Below are 19,915 nucleotides of genomic sequence, written 5' to 3'. Positions count from 1 at the left end.
TTTTGTTTTTTGTCACCACCCCCTCCCCACGCACCGATCGATCACGAGCGCGAACGCGGAGCTGACGGCACTACACGACGACGAGGTCGATCTCGAGCAGATCGGCGACGGCCCGCAGGTCCTCGACACGGTGCCCGGTCCCCAGCGCCCAGTGGTGCGAGATCCCCGTCGCGCTCCAGGCGTCGGTCCATTCGCCGGGGTCACGGCCGAAGTCCACCCTTGAGGTGGTGTTGCCGATCTTCAGGTGCGGACCGTCCACCGTCGTGCCCTCGGCGGCGACGAACCCGAACCGCCCGTCGCGCCGCTGGAGCAGGCCGAAGGCGGTCACGGGGCCGTGCGTGACGTCGAACTCCACCGACACGCCCCAGCCGCGCTTGCCGTGGTAGACGCCGAGGCCGCGCAGCAGGGGCCGCCGCGAGCTGATCGCCAGGTTCGCGGGGCCGTCATGGCCCATCTCGACGTGGCCGCGCAGGAAGTCCAGCGCCTGCAGCTCGGTGAACGAGCCTCCGGCGCCCATCCTGTCCATGATCAGCATGGCCAGCGAGGTGCGCAGCTCGTACTCGCCTGCAGCGGGCACGCCGCGCGCGGTCAGCAGGGAGGCGCCCAGGATCATCCCCGCGCCCAGCCGCTCGTGGATCTCGCCCTCCAGCCCGCGGTGGTAGTAGGCGAGACTGTCCAGCCCGAAGTCGGACACCAGGCGGTCCAGCCCGATCGAGACCCGCGCGGCCCAGTCGAAGTCCTCGTCCGCGATGGAGGCGTCCACGTCGAAGAGCTCCGCGACCTCGCGTCTCCTGTCCGCCGCCTCGCCGTCGGTGACCTTGTCCACGCGCACTCTCAGGTCGTCGAACTCGAGCACCTCCACGTGCCCTCCGAAGTTGGCGGGCACCAGCGTCAGGTCGGTCGAGACGTCCAGCATGCCGGGGTAGAGGTGCCCCATCAGCCCGTGCCTGCCGTGCCGGAGCGCGGCGCGCACCCCCGCCGCCCTCACCCAGCGCTCGATACGCGCCCATGCCCGCTCGTCCTCCAGGTAGCCCGACACCGAGCGGAACGGGATGCCCGCGCGGATGAAGGTGTTGGCCATCTCGGGCAGCGGGCAGGCGCCGCAGTAGGCCAGCCACTGACCCGTGTCGAAGGTGTCGTGGTCCATCGCCTCGGTGGGCTGCAGGTTGATCAGCAGGACGGGCGCGCCGCTGCGCTGGGCCACGGGAAGCAGCATGGTGGCGGTCATGTACGTGGTGAGGAAGCCCACGATCAGGTCGCATCCGGCCGCGCGCAGCCGCTCGGCGGCGGCGGCGCCCTCCTGCGCGTCGGAGATGAACCCGACGTCGACGACCTCGCAGCCGAACCCGTTCATCCGTTCGGCGACACGCGCGGCCGAACGCTTCAGCTGGGGCAGCAGGTCGGGGAACTGGGGCCAGTAGGCGCCCAGGCCGCCCGCGACGAGTCCGATTCTCATGCTGGTTCCTCCAGGGGATGGGCGGTGCGGAGGGTGACCGGCCCGAACAGGCCGGTCACCCGCTGACCGGGGAAGACGAAGTGGGTCGGACTGACGGCGTCGAGGTAGGGCGCGAGGGTGCCGAGCACCAGGATCTCGATCCTGTTCTCTCCGCGGGTCAGGCTCAGGTCGAAGGTGTACGGCGCGCAGATCCGCACGCCGGCGGCCACGCCGTCGACGGTGACCTCGGCGGTGCCCCGTACCCCGCCGAGGTCGAGGACGGCGGGCGTGGGCGAGGTCGAGCGGACGGTGGTCGTGTAGCGGACGCCGCCGCTGTAGTCCGCCAGGCCGTACGACTCCCACGCGCCGAGCGTCATCCGGCCAGGACCGCAGTCGAACCTGACCGGTCCCGCCAGCGCGCCGCCGCCCTCGAAGCCCGGCCGGGCGGCGACGCGGAGCTCGGCGCTGCGCGCCGAGCCGTCCAGAGCTGCGGGCAGGTCCTTCTCCACGCCGTCGACGAGGATCCGCGCGGGCCCGTGGGTGTCGGCGTCGACCCGGACGGCGCCGGGCGGGATGTCCACGACGAACCGCTCCTCCCTGGGCCTGCGGCTCCCCGGAGCGGCGAAGACGGCGGGCAGGGCGGTGTCCCGCCCGTCGATCCAGCCCGCTCCGGGGAGCGGGTGCTGCCGGGGGCGCAGGTGCAGGGCGGCGGGGTCGCCGTGCTGGCGCCGCCGTACCAGCGGGCCTTCGCCGCCGCCGGGTCCGGTCCAGCCGGGGCCAGAGACGGCCAGGCCGTCGGCCAGGACCGCGCCCGCGCACTCCAGCCGGATCGTGTTCGGTCCTGGGCGCAGCAGCGGGCGCAGGTCGTAGCGGCGCACCCTGGGGATGTCGGCCTCGGCGTAGGGGTCGAACCCGCCCTGGCGGCCGGCCTCCCGCCCGTTGACCAGGACCAGGCACGGCGCGGTGGAGGCGACCTGAAGGACGCCTCCCGCGGCCTCTCCCGTGGACTCCACGACGGTCTCCAGGACCGGCCCCACGATCCATTCGGGCCTGCGCACGCGGGCGGGATCGGCGGTGACGGACACGTGCGCGCGCAGGCCGAGGTCCTCGTCAGGGACCAGCCGCACTTCCAGCAGACGCTCGCCGCCCGCAGGGGGAAGCGGGCCGACCGCGAGGTGGCCGGCGTCGTCGAGCGGCAGCTCCACTCCGTCCAGCCAGACGGTCTTCGCCGCCGCCGCGCCCACGACCAGCCAGACGTCCCGTGCCGCGGGCGGCACGGCGAGCAGGGTGCGGAACCAGCCGCTCTGCCCTGCCGCCACCCGGCCGAAGTCGATGAACTCCTCGGGCACGTGCCCCTTGGGCCCGAGGGTGTCGCGGTGGATGGGGTCCTTGCGCAGCCCCCTGGACTCCGACCAGATCGACGGCCGCCAGTCGAGCCCTGAGCCGTCGCCGGTCCGCTGCTCGCCGTGCGGGCCGAACGTCGCGTGCACGGGCTCGCCCTCGGGGGTCGTGAGCGTCCAGCGCTCGACCGTCGCCGACGTGGCGAAGTCGCCCCATGTGTCGTCCATGGTCGGCACGAGCTCGACCGCCCAGTCGCCGCCGAGATCCACCTCGTGCGGGTACGGCTCGCGCGGCGGCGCGACCGGCAGGTCCTCGCCGGTGAACAGCAGCATCGCCGCGGGCCCCTCGTCGAAGGGGACGACCACCTCCACGGCGCCGTCCACGATCGTGTACGGCAGCGCGCGCGGCTCTCCTCCGAACGGGCCGGCCAGCAGCGGGGTCCCGCTCACCCCGCGGACCTTGACCCTCGTCCGGTCGCGATAGCGGCGGGGGTCGAAGTCGATCGTGGCGTCCAGCCAGCCGAGCTCGACGCCCCGTTCCTCCGGCCGCCCCACCGCGATTCTGCTCGCCCTGGGGGACGCTGCGGTCAGGAAGACGAGCGTGACCCCGTCCACCTCGCGCACCAGGGGCGGCACCTCGGCCTCCACCTGGGGTTCGAACCCGGCGAGTGCCGCGCCGAGCTCGTCCTCGGACGCCACGAACCGCGCCCGTCCCTTCTGCGCGGGGCGGGCGGCGGGATCCTCGGAGAATCGGGCGCGGAGAACCGGGGAGCGGGGCAGGGCGCCCACCGCGACCAGCAGCCCTCCGCCGTCGACGAAGGCGCCCAGTCGTCCGGCGGTTTGCTCGTCCAGCTCCGTGACCGCGGGCAGGATGACGACGCGGTAGGCCTCGCCGGACACGGCCAGCCGCCCGTCCTCGGCCACGGCCCGCTCGACCGAGTCCTCGTCGATGACGTCGGCGTCCAGGCACAGCCGGTCCAGCACCCCTGGCACGGTCCCGAACCACGCCATGTCCCCGACCAGCCGCCGGTACACGCGCTGGGCGCGCACGGCCGCGTCCTGCCGCTCCCCCGCCGAGCCGCCGGGCAGCGGCGTGCCCGCCTGCGCGGTCGTCGTGGGGAACAGGACCGCGATGTCGCACACGTGCCGTCCGAGCGAGAGCGCCGCGCACATGCGGGTGACCGCGTCGGCGAAGACCCGGTGGTGCCTCCAGTACGGCTGCCGCCAGTCGGTCGAGGGCGGCGCCCACTCCCACCACCCGGCCTTCGTCGTGTAGTAGACCGCGTGCGGGTTGTAGAGGTTCGCGCCCGCCCGCAGCCAGGGAAGCAGCCAGTCGAGGGTCTCCTCGAGGGTGCCGCCCCAGCCGCTGGAGTGGAACGCCTCGATCCAGGTGCGCGGCCTGCCGTACAGGTGGGCGAGGGAGGAGTGCAGCCGGGCGTCGCCGTGATGGTCGGAGCCCGGCGCGCTGAACCACCGGTGCGTGCGCGTGTAGTCGGCGTACAGCTCGACCCCCTCGACGGGGTGGCCCGCCCTGGCAGGGTCCTGCTGGTCGCACCCGTTGAGGAGCCCGTGCTTGGCGTGCCACTCGGCCAGCGGCCTGAAGAACGCCTCCTCGGCCAGCTCCGCCCTGGTCCGGTGGTAGGCGTGCCAGTCGGGGTCCTCCAGGCGGAACTCCTGGCCCCTGCGGGCGCGGAACTCCGCGGCGAAGGCGCCCGACCAGGTGGGCATCGACGGCAGCTCGTCCTGGAAGGAGCCGACGATCACGCGGCCGAACCAGTGGCCGAGCCGCCGCTCGAACTCGCCGTGGACACGGTCCAGCAGCACCTCGCATGCCGTACGGGACAGGTAGTCGAAGCCGCGCGTGGTCACCGTGCCGTCGGCGGCCAGCCACTGACCGGCGAACTCGGGGTGCTCCTGCACCAGGCGGGCCTGCAGGTCCGCGCCCGAGAAGCCGAGCTGGTCGTAGAACCACAGGAAGGCGCCCAGCCCCAGGGCGTCCTCGCAGACGCCGTCGAACAGCTCCCACCACTCCTCGGACAGGAACGGCGGGTCGTCGGCGTCGGCGCCGAACAGCGGGCCCGAGGGGGCGAGGTTGAGCACGACCAGGTGGTGCACCCCGCCGTCGACCAGGCGCCGCATCTGCCAGCGCAGCCGGTCGCGGCGCAGGGGCTCGCCGCTCCACCACCAGATCGCGGCCGGCGAATGGCTGCGCGGCGGCTCCCTGAGCACGTCGAAGAGGTTCATCCCTTGAGTCCCGAGGAGAAGCCCTTGATCACGTAGCGCTGAAGCGCGAGGAACACCAGCACGATCGGCAGCGCGCCCATGACCAGTCCCGCGAAGACGAGGCCGTAGTCGGAGACGTACTGCCCGACGAAGGCGAACACGCTGACGGGGACGGTCTCGAAACCGGAGCCGCCGAGGTAGAGCAGCGGGGTGAAGAAGTCGTTCCAGATGAAGACCGCGTTGAGGATCAGCACCGTTCCTGTGATCGGCCGCAGCAGCGGGAAGACCACCCTGGTGAACGCGGTCAGGTGCGAGGCGCCGTCGATCTGGGCGGCGCTGGCGTACTCGCGGGGCAGGGCGCGAATGAACCCGGTGTAGAGGAACACCGTGAACGGCAGCTGGATGCCGGTGTAGAAGAGGATCATCCCGGCGTGGGTGCCGATCAACCCGAGGTCGGTGACCAGCCGGTACAGCGGGATCATGCCGAGCTGGAACGGCAGCACGATGCCCAGGAGGAACAGGACGTAGAGCCCGTAGCCCAGGCGGCTCTTCGCCCTGGCCAGGAAGTAGGCGGCGAACGAGCCGAGCCCGATGAGCGCGACCAGGCTGACGACGGTGACCACCGTGCTGTTCACCAGCGAGGGGCCGAGCGCGGCGGCCGACCAGGCCTTGGCGAAGTTCGCGGCGGTCGGCGGGTCGGGCAGGGCCAGCGGGCTCCGTGAGAGCTGCGACGGGTCCTTGAGCGACAGCGTGACCAGGGCGTAGACGGGGAAGAGGAACGCCACGGCGGCGGCGATCATCACGATCTCGAGCAGGAAGGTCCTCCTCACTGGGCCACCTCCCTGGAGCGCAGGTAGGAGATCTGGACGAGGGAGACGGCGGCCACGAACAGGGCGAGCACCAGCGCGATCGCCGTGCTGTAGCCGAACTTCCCGAACACGAACGCCTGCTTGTACAGCACGGTCGACAGGGTCTCGGTGGCGTAGCCAGGCCCGCCGTTGGTCGCGGCGAAGACCTGGTCGAACAGCTTGAGCCCGCCGATGGTCGAGAGCATCAGGTTGATCGTCAGCGCGGGCGCGAGCAGCGGCCAGGTCACGTACCTGAAGCGCTGCAGCGTGCCCGCGCCGTCGATCATGGCCGCCTCGTGCAGCTCGGCGGGAATGCCCTCCAGCCCGGCCAGGAAGATGACCATGGAGTAGCCGGCGTACTGCCACACGACCATGCCCGCGATCGACCACAGCGCGACCGCGGGGTCGCCGAGCCAGTCGACCTCCAGGCCGAGCAGGCCGTTGAGCCCCGCCGACGGGTCGGGGTTGTAGACGTACTTCCACAGGAACGCGACCATGACGGGGCTGACGACGACGGGCGCGAAGAAGATCACTCGGAGCAGCGTCCTGCTCTTCAGCCTGGCGTGCACGCCGAGGGCGAGGAGCAGGCCGACGCCGTTCTGCACCATCACGATCGCGAGCGTGAGCAGCAGCGTGTTGCCGAGCGAACCCATGGCCTGCTCGTCGTCCAGGATCGCCTGGAAGTTGGCCAGGCCGACGAAGGACATGCCCTCGCCGATGCCGCTCCAGTCGGTGAAGGCGTAGACCACGCCTGCGGCGCTCGGGTAGAGCACGACGACGGCGTAGACCAGCAGCGCGGGCGCGGCGAACAGCCAGGAGGGGGAGAGTGCGGAGAATCGCTTGATCACTTCTGGTATGCCTCGTCCATCTTCTTCAGCGCCTCGTCGATCGTCGCCTTGCCGGCGAGCAGTTCCTGGACGACCGCGAAGTGGACCGGCTGCACCTCGGCGTTGGGCCAGCGCTGGTCCATGAAGGGCACCGCCCTGTCCTTGGTGAACGGCAGGAAGGACCGCACCGCGGGGTCGATCGTCGAGCCGCCGTCCTGGGTGAGCGGGATGGCCGAGATCGCCTTGGCCCAGCGGTTGATGCTGTCCTGCCTGCCGAGGAAGTCGACGAACGCCTTGGCCTCCTCGACGTTCTTCCCCTTGGCCCCCGCCCCGAGGCCGACCACGACTCCGGCGGGGATCCACACCTGGTCGGCGCTGTCGGCGCCGGGCACGGGGAACATGGACAGGTCGTCGGGGCTGGAGGTCGCCTTGCGGAAGTCGGGCAGGACGGCCGAGACCTGGATCGCCATGCCCGCCTTACCCGATGCCACCATCGAGATCTGCTGCTCGAAGGTGGTGCCGTTCGGCTTGTCGTTGAAGAACCCGCGCTCGCTCAGCTCCATGTACATCTCCATGGCCGCGCGCCAGCCCGACTCGGCGAACGTGGTCTGCCCGGCGAGCTGCTTGTCGTCGAAGGAGGGGTCCTTGGCGTACACGGTCGAGGGCACCAGCGCGTAGGTGATGAGCTGCGTGACCCACGGCGTCTGGGCGCCGAGCGCGATCGGCGCGACTCCCGACTTCTTGAGCTTGTCGCAGAGCGTCAGGAACTCGGTCCAGGTGGTGGGGGGCGCGTCGACGCCGGCCTTCTCGAAGACCTTCTTGTTGTAGATCGCCCCGATGACCGAGGAGCCGGCCGAGAACATCATGGTCTTGCCCTCGACCTGGAGGGCGGGTTTGAAGCCGGTGGGGATCGTGGCGGTCCACGCCTGGGCGGACAGGTCGGCCAGCAGCCCCGCCCCCGCGATCTGCGACATCGACATGGCGCTGCCGTTGCCCGGATACACGACGTGCAGGTCGGGGGCGTTGCCCGCGCCGAGCTGGGTGCGCAGCGAGGTCTGCACCTGGTCGGTCGGCGCGTACGACGCGGTGAGCCGTACCCCCGGCTTCACCTTCTGGTAGGCCGCGACCAGCTCGTCCATCGGCGCCTTCTGGTCGGCCACTCCCACGAACTTCAGGTCGACCGCGGCGGCGGCTCCTGTGGCGGAGGTGCTCTGCGGTTTGGTCGAGCACGCGGTCGCCGCGGCCGCCACCGCGAGGCCGCCCATCATGCGGAAGAACTGGCCGCGGCTCATCCTGGCGTGACGCAGATCGGTCATGAGTCTTCTCCTCGGACTGATGCGAAGTGGTGGTCCCCCGAGGTCACCGATGGACCCGGCCATCGGGCAGGTGCACGGTCGCCGAGGCGCCGGGCGGGACGGTCACCGACAGGCGGAAGTCCTCGTCGGCGCGCTCCCATGAGACGGCGATCCGCCCCCGCGCGGATTCGTAGGAGGCCCGCGCCCAGCTCAGGTCTCCCGGGAGTGGCCTGATCACCAGCTCCCGGTAGGCCACCGAGTCGGGGGCCTGGGCGATCCCGGCGACGCCGGTGTACAGCCACTCCCCGACAGAGCCGAACGCGTAGTGGTTGAAGGAGTTCATGGACGGCGCCCCCTCGCCGTCCCAGCGCTCCCACACCGTCGTGGCGCCGTTGCGCACCTGGTGGAGCCAGGACGGCGGGTCGGTACGGCGGAGCAGCGCGTGCGCGAGGTCCGGGCGGCCGGTGGCCGACAGGACGGGGCAGAGCAGGTTCACGCCGAGGAATCCGGCCTGTGGGCCGTTCTCCTCCACCAGTTCGGCCAGCCGTTCCGCGGCCCTGCGGGCGAGCGCGGCGGGCAGCAGGTCGAAGGCGAGCGCGAGCAGGTAGCCGGTCTGGGTGTCGCCCATGACCGCTCCCCGCGGGTCTACGAACGTTTTAATAAAGGTCGTGCGGATGCCGGATGCGAGGCTGTGGAATCTGTCGGCCTCGCCGTACCTGCCCCGCACCTGTGCCGCCCTGGCGGTCAGGTGCGCGCTTCGGTGGAAGAAGGCGGTGGCCACCACCTCGCGCGGGGTCGCGGGGCCAGGGGCGAGCCAGTCGGCGTAGTGCGGTCCCGTCTTCTCCCGCCAGATCAGGCCGGGATTGTGTCGCAGCACGAAGTCGACCCACGCGGCCATCGAGTCGACGTCGAGAAACCTCGCGTCGCCGTACACGGTGTAGAGGTGCCACGGCACCAGCACGCCCGCGTCGGCCCAGCCGGGGGCGCCCTCCTCGGCGACCCCGGTCAGCCGGGGCGCCACGTTGGGGAAACCGCCTTCGGGCGACTGCGCGTCACGTACGTCCCGCAGCCACTTGGCGAAGAAGGCGGCCACGTCGGCGTTGAGGCAGGCGGTCGGCAGGAACACCTGCGCGTCGGCCATCCAGCCGAGCCGCTCGTCGCGTTGAGGGCAGTCGGTCGGGACGCTGACGAAGTTGCCGCGCTGGCCCCACTCGATGTTGCGATGCAGCCGGTTGATCTCCGGGTCCGAGCACTCGAACGTGCCCGTCCACCGGGTGTCGCTGTGCAGGACCACCGCCTTCACCTCACCGAGGCGCTCCACCCCGGAGATCTCGGCATAGCGGAAGCCGTGGTAGGTGAAGCGCGGCTCGAACGAGGCCGCCGTGCTCGCTGTGACCAGCATGTCCGTGGCGTCGGCCGTGCGCAGGTTCGCGGTGTGCAGCCGGCCGTCGTCCTCCAGCTTCTCGCCGTGCCTGACGACGACGCGGGTCCCCGGCTCCTGGGCCGGTACGGCGAGGCGGACCCGCCCCGCGAGGTTCTGCCCGAAGTCGACCAGGTGGGTAAGGGGCCCGGTCCTGGTGACCGACACCGGCGCCAGCTCGCGCAGCACCCTGACCGGCTCGTCCGCCGACGGCACGAGCAGGTGGTGGTCGGCGCCCGTCACCACGACGGGGTGCCACGCCGAGTCGTCGAAGCCGGGCAGGTCCCAGCCGGGTGTGGCCGCCCGCAGGTCGTGGCACTCGCCCTTGAGCAGGTCGCCGTGCCGGACGTGGCCATGGGCGGTGCGCCAGCTCCCGTCGGTCATCACGACCCGCGTCGAGCCGTCGGCGAGCGTGAGGTGCAGTTCGGCGATGAGCTCGGGGAAGCGGCCGTAGTGGTAGCCGGGCTGTCGCGGGTCGAACCCGGCGAAGCCGCTCCACCACCCGTCGGCGACGGTCACCGCGAGCGCGTTCTCACCCTCGCCGACCAGCGACGTCACGTCGTAGGTCTGGTACTGGAGGCGTTCGCGGTAGTCGGTCCAGCCGGGGGCGAGCTCGGCGTCGCCCACCCGTCTTCCGTTGATCAGCGCGTGGTAGAGGCCCTTGGCGCTGATGTACAGGCGGGCCGTCGAGACGGCGCGGGGAATCTCGAAGCTCCTGCGCAGTTGCGGGCACGGCAGCAGGCCGTGGGCGGCCAGCGCCCGCTCGCCCTCGGTGGGCGGGTCCACATGCTCGACCGCGTGCGGGTCGGGAGCGATCCACGCCGCCGTCCACGCGTCGTTCCCGGTCTCGAACCAGGACTCGGCGGTGCGTGCGGCGCCGGTGCCGTCCCAGAGCGTGACGCGCCACGCGTAGCGGGTGCGGGGCAGGAGCGGGGGTCCGTCGTACGGATGGCAGATGGCGTCCGGATCCTCGATCCGCCCGCTCGACCACACCTCTCCGACGTCGACCCGGTAGGCGATCGGATCGGCGCCCTCCAGCCGCCAGCCCAGCGACGGCCGGCCCGCCACGCCCAGAGGCGTCGTCCGGTGGTCGCAGCGTAGGTCGTGGGGTAATGCGGCGCCCAATGTCGCCTCCGTGTTAAATCTAACTACGGCAGATGTGATTTTGTGATTACGGGGAAGAGTAGGAGCCGCTCCTGCGGGTGTCAAGGGCGCTCATGACGCCGGGAGCGGCGCGATTCTGCGATATTCACATCGGATCCCACGACGCCCACAGGAGTGCACAGGTGAGTTCGCGTCAGCGCGTCAACAGCGGCGTGGCCAGGCGCCAGGCGATGGCCGAGCACGTCATGCGCCAGGGCACGATGTCGATGGCGGAGCTCGCCGAGGCGTTCGGGGTGAGCGTGATGACCGTCCACCGCGATCTCGACGAGCTCGAGCGGCAGGGGATGGTGCGCAAGTTCCGCGGCGGCGCGACCGCGCTGGCCTCGAACGTCTTCGAGAGCAACATCGCCTACCGGCTCACCGCCCACCTTCCGGAGAAGGAGGCGATCGCCAGGCACGTCGTCAGGCTGATCGAGCCTGGCAGCTCGGTCATGCTCGACGACTCCACGACCGCACTGGCGGTGGCCAGGCACATCGGCGAGGTGGCCCCGCTCACCGTGGTGACGAACTTCCTCGAGGCGATCAAGCTGCTCGCCTGCACCCCCGGCGTTCGCCTCATGGCCCTCGGCGGCGAGTACCACGCGACACACGACTCCTTCCTCGGCGTGGCCTGCGTCGACGCGGTGGAGGCCATGAGCACCGACCTCGTCGTGGTGTCGACCTCGGCGATCTCCGGCCGCTACGCCTTCCACCAGGAGCAGGAGATCGTGCTGGTGAAGAGGGCGATGATGGGCGCGGCCGCCCGCCGCGTCCTCGCCGTCGACCACACCAAGCTCGAGCGGGTGGCGCTGCACAGAGTGGCGCCGCTCGACGACTTCGACGTCATCGTGGTCGACTCCCGCACACCCGAGGAGGCCGTGCGGCGACTGCGCGAGCACCACCACACCGTCGAGGTGGCCTCGATGTGAAGAAATGTTGTTAACTTAACTCAGGGCCTTGTAAAAACGTTCGCGCCGGCGCGCCATGGCCGGATCAGCCGCCGGTGATCACGTGCCCGCGCGCCTCCAGCGCCTTCGACGCCCGTCGCAGGTCGGCGGTCCTCACCAGCAGGTAGTCGGTGTCGAACGTGGACAGCGCGAACACCGACACGCCGGCCTCGGCCAGCGGCGCGGTCAGCGAGGACAGGATGCCGACGAGGGAGAAGTCCAGCTCGCCCGCCACCCGCAGCGCACTCCATCCGCCCTCCACCCTGGCCTCGCTCGGCTCGTCGCCCGCGGCGCACACGACGGAGACCTCCTCGGCCGTGACGGTCACGCCGTACAGTTCGGCCGTGGGCGGCGGCGCGGGCGGGGTGGATCCGGCCGGCAGCCTGCAGACGGAGTACTCACGGGAAAGAAGGCGGAGCTCCACGTCCATCACCTCTGAAGAGCGTTGGGTAGTCCGGCCACGACGGGCGCCAGGGCGTCGAGCGCCTGTGACAGGTAACCGGTGTCCATTCCGATGTTGATCCTGAACCACCCCTCGCGTCCGAAGAACACGCCGGGCGCGACCAGAACACTCGCCTTCCGCCTGAGCATGTCGCCGACCTCGACGGAGGTCAGGTCGCTGTCGTAGCGCACGAACGCCGGCGCCGAGGCCATGGGCGCGAGCGCGGTGAGCCTGCCGTCCTGGCGTTCCAGCCATGCGGAGAACAGCTCGTAGCCCCTGCGCACGCAGGTGCGGTTGCGCTCGAACAGCCGCGAGGGCGGACGCGGGAGCCGAGAGGGCGGCCGCACGGGGGTCACCCGCCGGGCTGAGGCCGCGTCTCGGGGCGGCCGGCGGCGGGGACGTCGTCGAGCCGGGTGTAGACGGACCTGCCCTCGGCCCGCGCCAGCGCCACCATCCGGTCCGCCCCCTCGGAGGGCCCGCCGATGCGCAGGACCGCGTCGCAGCGCGACAGCAGCCGCTCGGCCACGGGGTGGAAGATCTCCTCGAACAGCGCGTCGCCCGGACGCGCGCTCCCCGCCGTCTCCAGGAGGGGAAGGGCGAGCGCCTCACCCGTGACGGCCAGGTGGCCCGCGCGGAACAGGTCGAGCGCGGCCCTGTTCATCGCCTCCACGTTGGCGGCCAGCTTGGCGGGGTCGTCGCCGGTGCCCGACCGGTACGGCCCGGCGACGAGGATCATCAGCGTCGCGTTCATCGATGTCGCTCCTTGAAGGCGAGTAGGGTCAGGCCAGCACCGTGCGGACGCCTGCCTCGCGCAGGGCCGCCAGGGTCTCGGGGCCGTTGGGATGGGTGCCGGCGTCGCCGGCCGCGGAGTCGGTCACGAAGGTGCCCACGCCGTCCAGAGGGGCGACCTTGCCGAACGCGCGGACGCCGAGCTTGGTGGCGTCGGCCACCGCGATCGTCTTGGCGGACTGGGCGAGCCCGACCTGCTTGACGGCCGCGTCGTCCAGCGAGAACTCCGACCAGCCGTACTCGGCGTGCACGCCGCCGATCGACATGACGAAGCAGTCGAAGACCAGCGACTCCAGCGTGCGCAGGGCCAGCGGCCCGACGAGGGACCGCTCCCCCGGGCGGGATCGGCCACCGACGACCAGCAGCTCGACCCCCCGCACGTCGGCGAGTCTGGCCGCCGCCTGCAGGCTGAGTACCGCCACCGTCAGCGGCGCCCTCGCGGCCAGGTGCTCGGCGACGTGCACGGTCGTGGTCCCGGCGTCCAGCAACACCAGCGACCCCTGCTCGACCATGGCGGCAGTCGCCGCGCCGAGGCGGTTCTTCGTCGCCGCCTGCCACGGCTCCCTGGCGGCGAATCCCGCGCCCTCCTCGCGGGAGCGGGTGGCGACGGCGCCTCCGTGCACCCTCCTGACCAGGCCTTGCGCTTCGAGGGCGTCCAGGTCTCTGCGCACGGTCATCTCCGAGACCCCCAGACGCCGGGAGAGCTCGGACACGGAGACCTGACCCGAGCCCTGCACCAGCCGCAGGGTCAGGTCCAACCGGTTGGCGACCATGAGTCCTATTTCTAACATACAAATGTTCATTCGCACATCTCCGTGTGCGGACCATGAGTGGGGCCGGAACCGCCCCGATCGGATGGGATGGCGGCGAGACGCCCGACCGGCTCCGGAGACGCCCCCGGATCGCGGCCCTAGAAGGGCTGGTCGACATCGACGCGGTGACCGCCGTGCAGGCGTCGCCGCTACGGGCGCCCGCGTGGGACGGCGAGCCGCTGTGGATCCACGTCTTCCCCCGGGAACCTCCCGGCCGTCGACGGCGAGCTCGCCAGGGTCATCGCCTTCGAGTGCCTGACCCCGCGCCCGTCGCGTGCTCGACGAGTTCGTCGCCGACATCGGCGCGGCTGACAGCGGGCCGGACCGCACCGCCGTCCCGGCGATCAGGCGCGGATGGCGAGGAGCGCGACAACGGCGCCGGCGGCGTACACGGCGCCCATCCCGATCAGCAGCGGTCCTGCGAGGGCCCGCAGCGCCCCGCGCGCCCCGTCAGCGATCATGACCTCCCGTGGGTTCGCCGGGTCGTAGATCACCTCCACCCTCGCACCGAGTTCGTGCGAAGGCCGTGGATAGGTGATCTTCGAGTCGGCGGTGACCTCGTCGCCGTCGACCGTCGTGAAGCGCAGCGACGTCAGCCAGCGCTGACCGCCTCCCGCCTGCGTGCGAGGGCGCCTGCCGATCACCTTGGCGGGCACGCGCACCCCGCGCCGCAGGAACCGCCGGTCCCTGACCGCCCGCCGGAGTCCGGCCGCGACGAGCGCCAGCCCCAGCAGGCCGACCAGCGCGATGATCATCTCGATATAGCTCACGGATCACCTCTCGGGCGGATCGTGTACCGGCTCGTGCTGGGAGTCGATCGGCCGGTCGGCGTCGCCGCGGGGGCGTCGATCGTCCGGCGGGAGACCAGTGAAACGAATTATCCCCCTTGTCCCATCTTGATCGGATATGGATGATCATGTGATGCTTCGCATAAGGAGTTATGCATGTCAGAAGAGTGAGCTCTTCTGACGGATGATGCTTGAAGCCGTGAAGTGGGGATCGTCGCCATGTCGCTTGACACGGGCACCACCGTGACCGGACCGCGTGTCCTGCCCTTCTACCGGGCCATCCCACGGTTGGTAAAGGACCCCGTCACCGAGTTGGCCAAGATGGGCACCGAGGCAGGGGGGCGGGTCGTCCGGATCGACATCGGCCCTTTCCGGCCCTACCTGGTCTCCCATCCCGACCACGTCCAGCAGGTGCTGAAGACCGACTGGTCCAACTTCGTGCGCGAGGGGATGTTCTGGCGACCGCTGAGCCGCGTCATCGGCCAGAGCATCCTGGGCGAGGGCGAGGGCTGGGAGTCCAGCCGGAGAATCCTCCAGCCGCTGTTCACCGCGAGATACACCGCCTCGCTGGGCGAAGACATGGCCGACATCATCGCCGAGTGCATCCTCGAACTTGACGACTACGCGCGGACCGGGCGGCCGGTCGACGGCGGCTATCAGATGACGACGATCGTCAACCAGGCCGTCATCAAGGTGCTCTTCGGCGGCCGGATCTCCCGCGACGTCGCCGAGCGCCTTTCGCCCGAGTTCGCCACCTGCGCCACGTCGATCGCCTTCCGGCTGCTGTTCCCGTTCGTGCCCTACTCCGTCAAGGTCCCAGGAGACCGGGCCTTCCTCGCCGCCGCGAAGAAGATCGACGAGATCGTCTACCCCCTGATCGAAAGGGCCCGCAAAGAGAACACCGGCACCAACGAAGTGGTCTCGGCACTGATCGGGGCGAGGATCGCACAGGACGGCGAGGCGGACCTGCGGCAGGTCCGCGACGACCTGGTCAGCATCTACGGCGCCGCCTCGGAGACCACGGCGATGTCGCTGACCTGGCTGTGGTCCGTGCTGCACGACCACCCCGACGTGAACGCCAGGCTGCTGGAGGAGATCGACGAGGTGGTCGGCGAGGGTCCTGTCCGGCCCGCGCATGTCGCGAAGCTCAGATATCTGCGCATGGTCCTGCAGGAGCTGTTGCGCGTCTACCCGTCGGCCTGGATCATCCCTCGTCAGACGGTGGCGGACACCGAGATCGGCGGCGTCCCGATCAAGGCCGGCTCGCAGGTGCTGGTCAGCCCGTACACGACGCACCGGCTCGCCGAGTTCTGGGACCGGCCGCTCGAGTTCGACCCTGAGCGCTGGGCGCCCGAGAGGACCGACCGCCGCCACCGCTACTCCTTCATTCCGTTCGGCGCGGGCCCGCACGTCTGCCTTGGCCAGCATCTGTTCTACCTCGAAGCCCCTTTGGTGATCGCCAACCTGCTCAGCAGGTACCGGCCGGTGCTGACAAACCCGCAGCGGCTCACCCCCGTGCCGGGCGCATCGGTACGACCCAAGGAGAAGCTCTTGCTGAAGTTGCTGCCGATCGACCGCAACCGGTAGGCGTCGGCGGGCGAACACCCGCCCGTGGCCGCTAGCCCTCGTGACCGTCCACGTCGTCGGCCAGCTCCCGAACGGTGTACGCGTGGGTGTCCCTCGCCATGTACCAGCGGCCGTTGAACGCCACGCTGTTGCGATGCCCCACCGCGATCCCCGTCAGCTCGGCCGGCAGTTTCCCCAGTTCGGTCTGGAAGGCCGCCTCGAGTTCGTCGATGTGCGCCGAGATCCGCAGGACCGCCGCCTCCGCGCTCATCCCCGCGCGCTGCAGGATGCTCACGGAGTTGGGCTTGCCCTCGACCTTCTCCCGCTCGAAGGTCCTGATGTCGTTGGCCAGCCGCAGGCACGAGGCGCCCAGATGCGTGGCCTGCTCGATCGACGTCCAGTGCGCCATGCCGGCGGGGACGGGGCCGCAGATGGCCAGAGCGGCCGACCACCAGGTGTGATACAGGATGGTGAGCATCCCGTTCGCGAGGTAGTCGTCGTATGACGGCCACGCCTGCCGTCCCGCGGTCCACGCGCGTTCGCGGGCCATCGCGCCGCTCGCGGACTCCAGCTGCCGAGCCAGGTTCGGCGCGTGGACCGGAGCGCCGGCGTATCCGTGGAACCGGGCGCACCACGCGGTCCACGCGGCCAGGATCTGCCCCGCGGGGCCGTCGGATGGGTCCGCGTCGGTGGCGCCGGACAGGATGGCGGGAAGCTCGGCGAAGAACGCCTCGAAGCCGTGTTCGGACCATTCCCCCGCGATGCTGTCGGCGATGTCGTCGACGCCGAACAGGATCGCGGTCAGCGCTCCGAGGTCCGCGATCTGGTCACGCCGCGCGCGCGGGAACGTGGCCGCGGCCGACAGGCAGCTGAAAGCGAGCCTGCTGGCCGAGCTCTCGCCGTCGGCGAACAGTACGGGGTAGGGGCGCAGGAGTGCGGCGGCCTCGGGAACCGCGTCCAGCGCGGCCCGCAGGACGGCGCCGCGATCCTGGCTCGGGACACCGGCCAGCTGATGCGACCCCTTGAGCAAGCGGTCGGCGAGATCGTTGCGGATACCGAAGTACGCCTCAGGGCTGGGACCGCTCACGCGATGACTATACCGTTCGTGATCTTACCTACGATGGTGACATAGCGGGATGACAGGTCGGAAAACCCCGTAGTCACTTGAGCGACGATCATGATCCTTGCTAAAGTTCCCGGGTTGCCAGCGCCGGTATGCAATCAATTGACTTCGCAGAGTAGGTATCATGCGCCCCCGCAATTCACGTCTGCGGACCAAGATCACGGCTTTGCTTCTCTCCCTGACAGCGCTGTGGGCATTCGCGGCCTGGGTCACGCTCCGTGAGGGTGTCAACCTCCTCTGGGTGGCGCAACTCGACAGCAGCGTGGTCGGGCCGAGTGAGCCGCTCCTCGTCGAGCTTCAGGCCGAACGCAGAGCCTCGATGATCCAGTTGGGAGAGGGCTCCACACGAACCCGCGACGAGCTGAAGAAACAGCGACAGCGCGCCGATCGGACCAGAGCCGCTTTCGACGAGTCGGCACGTGCGGGCATCGTCTCCTGGGCCGCCGACGACGACGGCGAGAAGCGACTGGCCGAGCTGTTCGGGAAACTCGACGGCCTCGCCAAGATCCGGGAGGCGGTCGACGCGGGACGCATGAGCCGGATCAAGGCAAGCCAGGCCTACGCCGACATCACCGACTCGTTCTACCGGATGTACGGCTCGATGGCGACGCTCGACGACAAGACCCTCGCCAAGGACGCCCGCACCCTCATGGCCCTCAGCCGAGCGCGAGAGCTCATGGCCACGGAGGACGCGCTGCTGGCCGGAGCGCTCGCCGAAGGACGGTTGAGCGCCGAAGAGCATTCCCAGTTCGCCAGGATCTCGGGCGCGTGGCGCGTCGTCGCCGACCAGGCCGCGGCCGATCTGCCGGACGCCGACAGGGCCGCCTACGACAAGCTGATCGATGGCCCGGCGTTCACCCGGCTGAGCAGTCTCGAGACCATGCTCGCCCAGCACGGCGGCGTCGTCGACATGATTCCCTTCAGCGCCGCGCAGTGGCAGTCCGCGACCGAGAGCGCACTTTCCGACTTCAACACCATGGTGCTCGGCGCGGGTGACCGCGTGGTCGAGCGTGCGACGCCCGTCGCGGCCGGCGTCATCGTACGGCTGATCCTGGCCGGCGGCCTCGGGCTCATCGCGGTCATCGCGTCGATCATCCTGTCCGTCACCACGGCCCGCGCGCTGTTCGCTCAGTTGCAGAAGCTGCGTGACGCGGCGCACGAGCTCTCCGACGAACGGCTGCCGAGGGTGGTCGAGCGGATCGGCCACGGCGAGCACGTCGACGTCGCCGTGGAGGCGCCGCCCCTGCAGTTCGGCGCCGACGAGATCGGCCAGGTCGGCCAGGCGTTCAACACGGTGCAGGAGACCGCGATCAGGATCGCCGCCGAGCAGGCCGCCCTGCGGCAGAGCATCCGCGACATCCTCATCAGCCTGGCCCGCAGGACCCAGGGACTGGTCCACCGGCAGCTCAGCGTGCTGGACGTGATGGAGCGGCGCGAGACCGACCCCGTCGAGCTGGAGGAGCTCTTCCGGCTGGACCACCTGGCCATCCGCATGCGGCGCAACGCCGAGAACCTCATGGTGCTCTCCGGCGCGTCCCCTGGTCGTACCTGGCGCCGCTCGGTGCCGATGGTCGACGTCGTTCGCGGCGCGCTGGCCGAGGTCGAGGACTACACACGGGTCTCGCTCATGCCGATGGGCGACGTCGTGCTGGTGGGCCGGGCCGTCGGTGACGTCATCCACCTGCTCGCCGAGCTGATCGAGAACGCCGTCTCCTTCTCCCCGCCCTACACCAACGTCCAGGTCAGCGGGCAGCTCGTGGCCAACGGGTACGTCGTGGAGATCGAGGACCGCGGTCTCGGGCTGAAGCCCGAGGACCTGGCCGCCGCCAACGAGCGCATCGCCAACCCGCCCGAGTTCCGCATCACGGGCACCACCGCGCGCCTGGGGCTCTTCGTGGTCAGCCGGCTGGCCGAGCGCCATGGGATCCAGGTGGTGCTGAGGTCCTCGCCGTACGGTGGGACCACGGTCATCGTGATGCTCCCGCAGGAGCTCGTCGAGATGGACGCCAACGCCGCGACGCCCGAGGACGAACCGCCGACGAGCCTGCCGCGCAGGCAGCCCGCGGCGACCGCGGCGGCAGGACCGGCCGAGCGTCCCGTCGCGCGTGCCGCCGCGCGTCCCGCGACGCGCCCCACCACGCTCACAGCGGCGTCACCGCTGCGTATGGCACCGCCCGTCGCCGACGTCGAGGCGCCGGAGGAGCGCCCGTCCGCGGAAGCGGCGCCGACCGGACGCACCCCGTCCGGACTGCCGCTGCGGGTGCCTCAGGCCAACCTCGCTCCACCCCTGCGCGACCAGGCTCCCGCCGCCGCGCCCAGCAATGAAGAGAACGATGACGAGCGCTCACCGGAAGAGATCCGCGCGATGATGGGATCTCTGCAGTCGGGTAACCGGCTCGGCAGGTCCGCGGCGGCCAAGCTCATACAGGACCAGCAGTCTGGAGACGACGCGTGACACCGAGTGCGAGCCCGGATCTGAACTGGCTGCTCGACGATCTGGTCAACCGGGTGGCCGACACCGAACACGCCATCGTGCTCTCCTCTGACGGGCTGCTGATGGCCTCCTCGGCGGCGCTGCAGCGCACCGACGGCGAGCACCTGTCGGCCGTGGCCTCCGGACTGCAGAGCCTGGCCAGGGGTGTGGCCGAGCATGTGAGCGGCGGCGCGGTCCGGCAGACGGTGGTGGAGTGGAAGTCAGGGTTCCTCATCGTCAGCGTCGCAGGAGAGCGGGCCTGCCTGGCCGTGCTCTGCGCCCAGACGGCCGACATCGGGCTGGTCGCCTACGAGATGGCCATGCTCGTCGCCCGCGTCGGCCCTTACCTCACGTCGGCGGCGCGCACCGTCGAGACGCTCGCGGGGAGCGACCAGTGAGCTCACCTGGCGGGTCCGCCGACGATCATTGGGTCGACCCGGAGAT

The 19,915-nt window shown here is 70.7% G+C and carries 16 protein-coding genes; 4 read left to right on the top strand and 12 right to left on the bottom strand.

Translation table 11 applies throughout. The annotated features are described in order from the left end of the window. Nucleotides 1–70: 70 nt before the first annotated feature. Genes AC3EO4_RS41725 through AC3EO4_RS41700 form a run of 6 tightly spaced genes read right to left on the bottom strand, consistent with a single transcriptional unit; the run spans nucleotide 71 to nucleotide 10,513 of the window. Nucleotides 71–1,456 (bottom strand): arabinose isomerase, encoded by a 1,386-nt coding sequence (locus AC3EO4_RS41725; RefSeq protein WP_379581735.1) that lies wholly within the window; start codon nucleotides 1,454–1,456, stop codon nucleotides 71–73. Then, nucleotides 1,453–5,019 (bottom strand): hypothetical protein, encoded by a 3,567-nt coding sequence (locus AC3EO4_RS41720; RefSeq protein ID WP_431901105.1) that lies wholly within the window; start codon nucleotides 5,017–5,019, stop codon nucleotides 1,453–1,455. The genes AC3EO4_RS41725 and AC3EO4_RS41720 overlap by 4 nt, the downstream gene beginning before the upstream one ends. Next, entirely contained in the window at nucleotides 5,016–5,828 is an 813-nt protein-coding gene (locus AC3EO4_RS41715) for a carbohydrate ABC transporter permease (RefSeq protein ID WP_431901103.1), read from the bottom strand. Before AC3EO4_RS41715 ends, AC3EO4_RS41720 begins: the two co-directional genes overlap by 4 nt. After that, a complete protein-coding gene (locus AC3EO4_RS41710; RefSeq protein WP_379581741.1) occupies nucleotides 5,825–6,694 on the bottom strand; it encodes a carbohydrate ABC transporter permease in 870 nt (289 codons plus the stop codon). The genes AC3EO4_RS41715 and AC3EO4_RS41710 overlap by 4 nt, the downstream gene beginning before the upstream one ends. Then, the gene (locus AC3EO4_RS41705) at nucleotides 6,691–7,989 is read right to left on the bottom strand and encodes an extracellular solute-binding protein (protein WP_379581743.1); all 1,299 of its coding nucleotides are present in this window, start codon (nucleotides 7,987–7,989) and stop codon (nucleotides 6,691–6,693) included. The genes AC3EO4_RS41710 and AC3EO4_RS41705 overlap by 4 nt, the downstream gene beginning before the upstream one ends. A gap of 43 nt (nucleotides 7,990–8,032) precedes the next feature. After that, nucleotides 8,033–10,513 (bottom strand): alpha-L-rhamnosidase, encoded by a 2,481-nt coding sequence (locus AC3EO4_RS41700; RefSeq protein WP_431901100.1) that lies wholly within the window; start codon nucleotides 10,511–10,513, stop codon nucleotides 8,033–8,035. 161 nt (nucleotides 10,514–10,674) lie between these two features. On the opposite strand from AC3EO4_RS41700, the gene AC3EO4_RS41695 reads away from it, so the two are divergent. Then, a complete protein-coding gene (locus AC3EO4_RS41695) occupies nucleotides 10,675–11,460 on the top strand; it encodes a DeoR/GlpR family DNA-binding transcription regulator (protein WP_379581746.1) in 786 nt (261 codons plus the stop codon). A gap of 64 nt (nucleotides 11,461–11,524) precedes the next feature. On the opposite strand, the gene AC3EO4_RS41690 is transcribed toward AC3EO4_RS41695, so the two are convergent. The 5 genes from AC3EO4_RS41690 to AC3EO4_RS41670 form a co-directional block, all read right to left on the bottom strand. Beyond that, complete coding sequence (locus AC3EO4_RS41690; RefSeq protein WP_431901097.1) at nucleotides 11,525–11,902, bottom strand: ACT domain-containing protein; 378 nt, start codon at nucleotides 11,900–11,902, stop codon at nucleotides 11,525–11,527. Nucleotides 11,903–11,907: 5 nt separating this feature from the next. Next, nucleotides 11,908–12,267: a PLP-dependent aminotransferase family protein gene (locus tag AC3EO4_RS41685; protein ID WP_379581749.1), complete on the bottom strand. Its 360-nt coding sequence runs from the start codon at nucleotides 12,265–12,267 to the stop codon at nucleotides 11,908–11,910. Nucleotides 12,268–12,272: 5 nt separating this feature from the next. Beyond that, a complete protein-coding gene (locus AC3EO4_RS41680) occupies nucleotides 12,273–12,671 on the bottom strand; it encodes a hypothetical protein (RefSeq protein ID WP_379581751.1) in 399 nt (132 codons plus the stop codon). A 28-nt stretch (nucleotides 12,672–12,699) separates the two neighbouring features. After that, nucleotides 12,700–13,500, bottom strand: coding sequence for a DeoR/GlpR family DNA-binding transcription regulator (locus AC3EO4_RS41675; RefSeq protein WP_379581753.1), 801 nt, complete (start codon nucleotides 13,498–13,500; stop codon nucleotides 12,700–12,702). Nucleotides 13,501–13,865: 365 nt separating this feature from the next. After that, a complete protein-coding gene (locus tag AC3EO4_RS41670) occupies nucleotides 13,866–14,291 on the bottom strand; it encodes a DUF3592 domain-containing protein (RefSeq protein WP_431901093.1) in 426 nt (141 codons plus the stop codon). A 237-nt stretch (nucleotides 14,292–14,528) separates the two neighbouring features. On the opposite strand from AC3EO4_RS41670, the gene AC3EO4_RS41665 reads away from it, so the two are divergent. Further along, nucleotides 14,529–15,896, top strand: coding sequence for a cytochrome P450 (locus tag AC3EO4_RS41665; RefSeq protein ID WP_379581757.1), 1,368 nt, complete (start codon nucleotides 14,529–14,531; stop codon nucleotides 15,894–15,896). Between the two features lie 31 nt (nucleotides 15,897–15,927). On the opposite strand, the gene AC3EO4_RS41660 is transcribed toward AC3EO4_RS41665, so the two are convergent. Beyond that, nucleotides 15,928–16,962 carry a terpene synthase family protein gene (locus AC3EO4_RS41660; RefSeq protein ID WP_431901090.1) on the bottom strand — a complete coding sequence of 345 codons (1,035 nt, stop codon included), beginning with the start codon at nucleotides 16,960–16,962 and terminating at the stop codon, nucleotides 15,928–15,930. 202 nt (nucleotides 16,963–17,164) lie between these two features. Here AC3EO4_RS41660 and AC3EO4_RS41655 point away from each other — a divergent pair, with 202 nt between their 5' ends. Together AC3EO4_RS41655 and AC3EO4_RS41650 are read left to right on the top strand one after the other, a co-directional pair. After that, on the top strand, nucleotides 17,165–19,453 hold the full coding sequence (locus AC3EO4_RS41655) for a sensor histidine kinase (RefSeq protein WP_379581762.1): 2,289 nt from the start codon (nucleotides 17,165–17,167) through the stop codon (nucleotides 19,451–19,453). Further along, nucleotides 19,450–19,869: a roadblock/LC7 domain-containing protein gene (locus AC3EO4_RS41650; protein ID WP_379581764.1), complete on the top strand. Its 420-nt coding sequence runs from the start codon at nucleotides 19,450–19,452 to the stop codon at nucleotides 19,867–19,869. Before AC3EO4_RS41655 ends, AC3EO4_RS41650 begins: the two co-directional genes overlap by 4 nt. Nucleotides 19,870–19,915 lie beyond the last annotated feature (46 nt).

The organism is Nonomuraea sp. bgisy101 (assembly GCF_057708945.1).
This window is presented reverse-complemented; position numbering and strand designations above follow the sequence as displayed.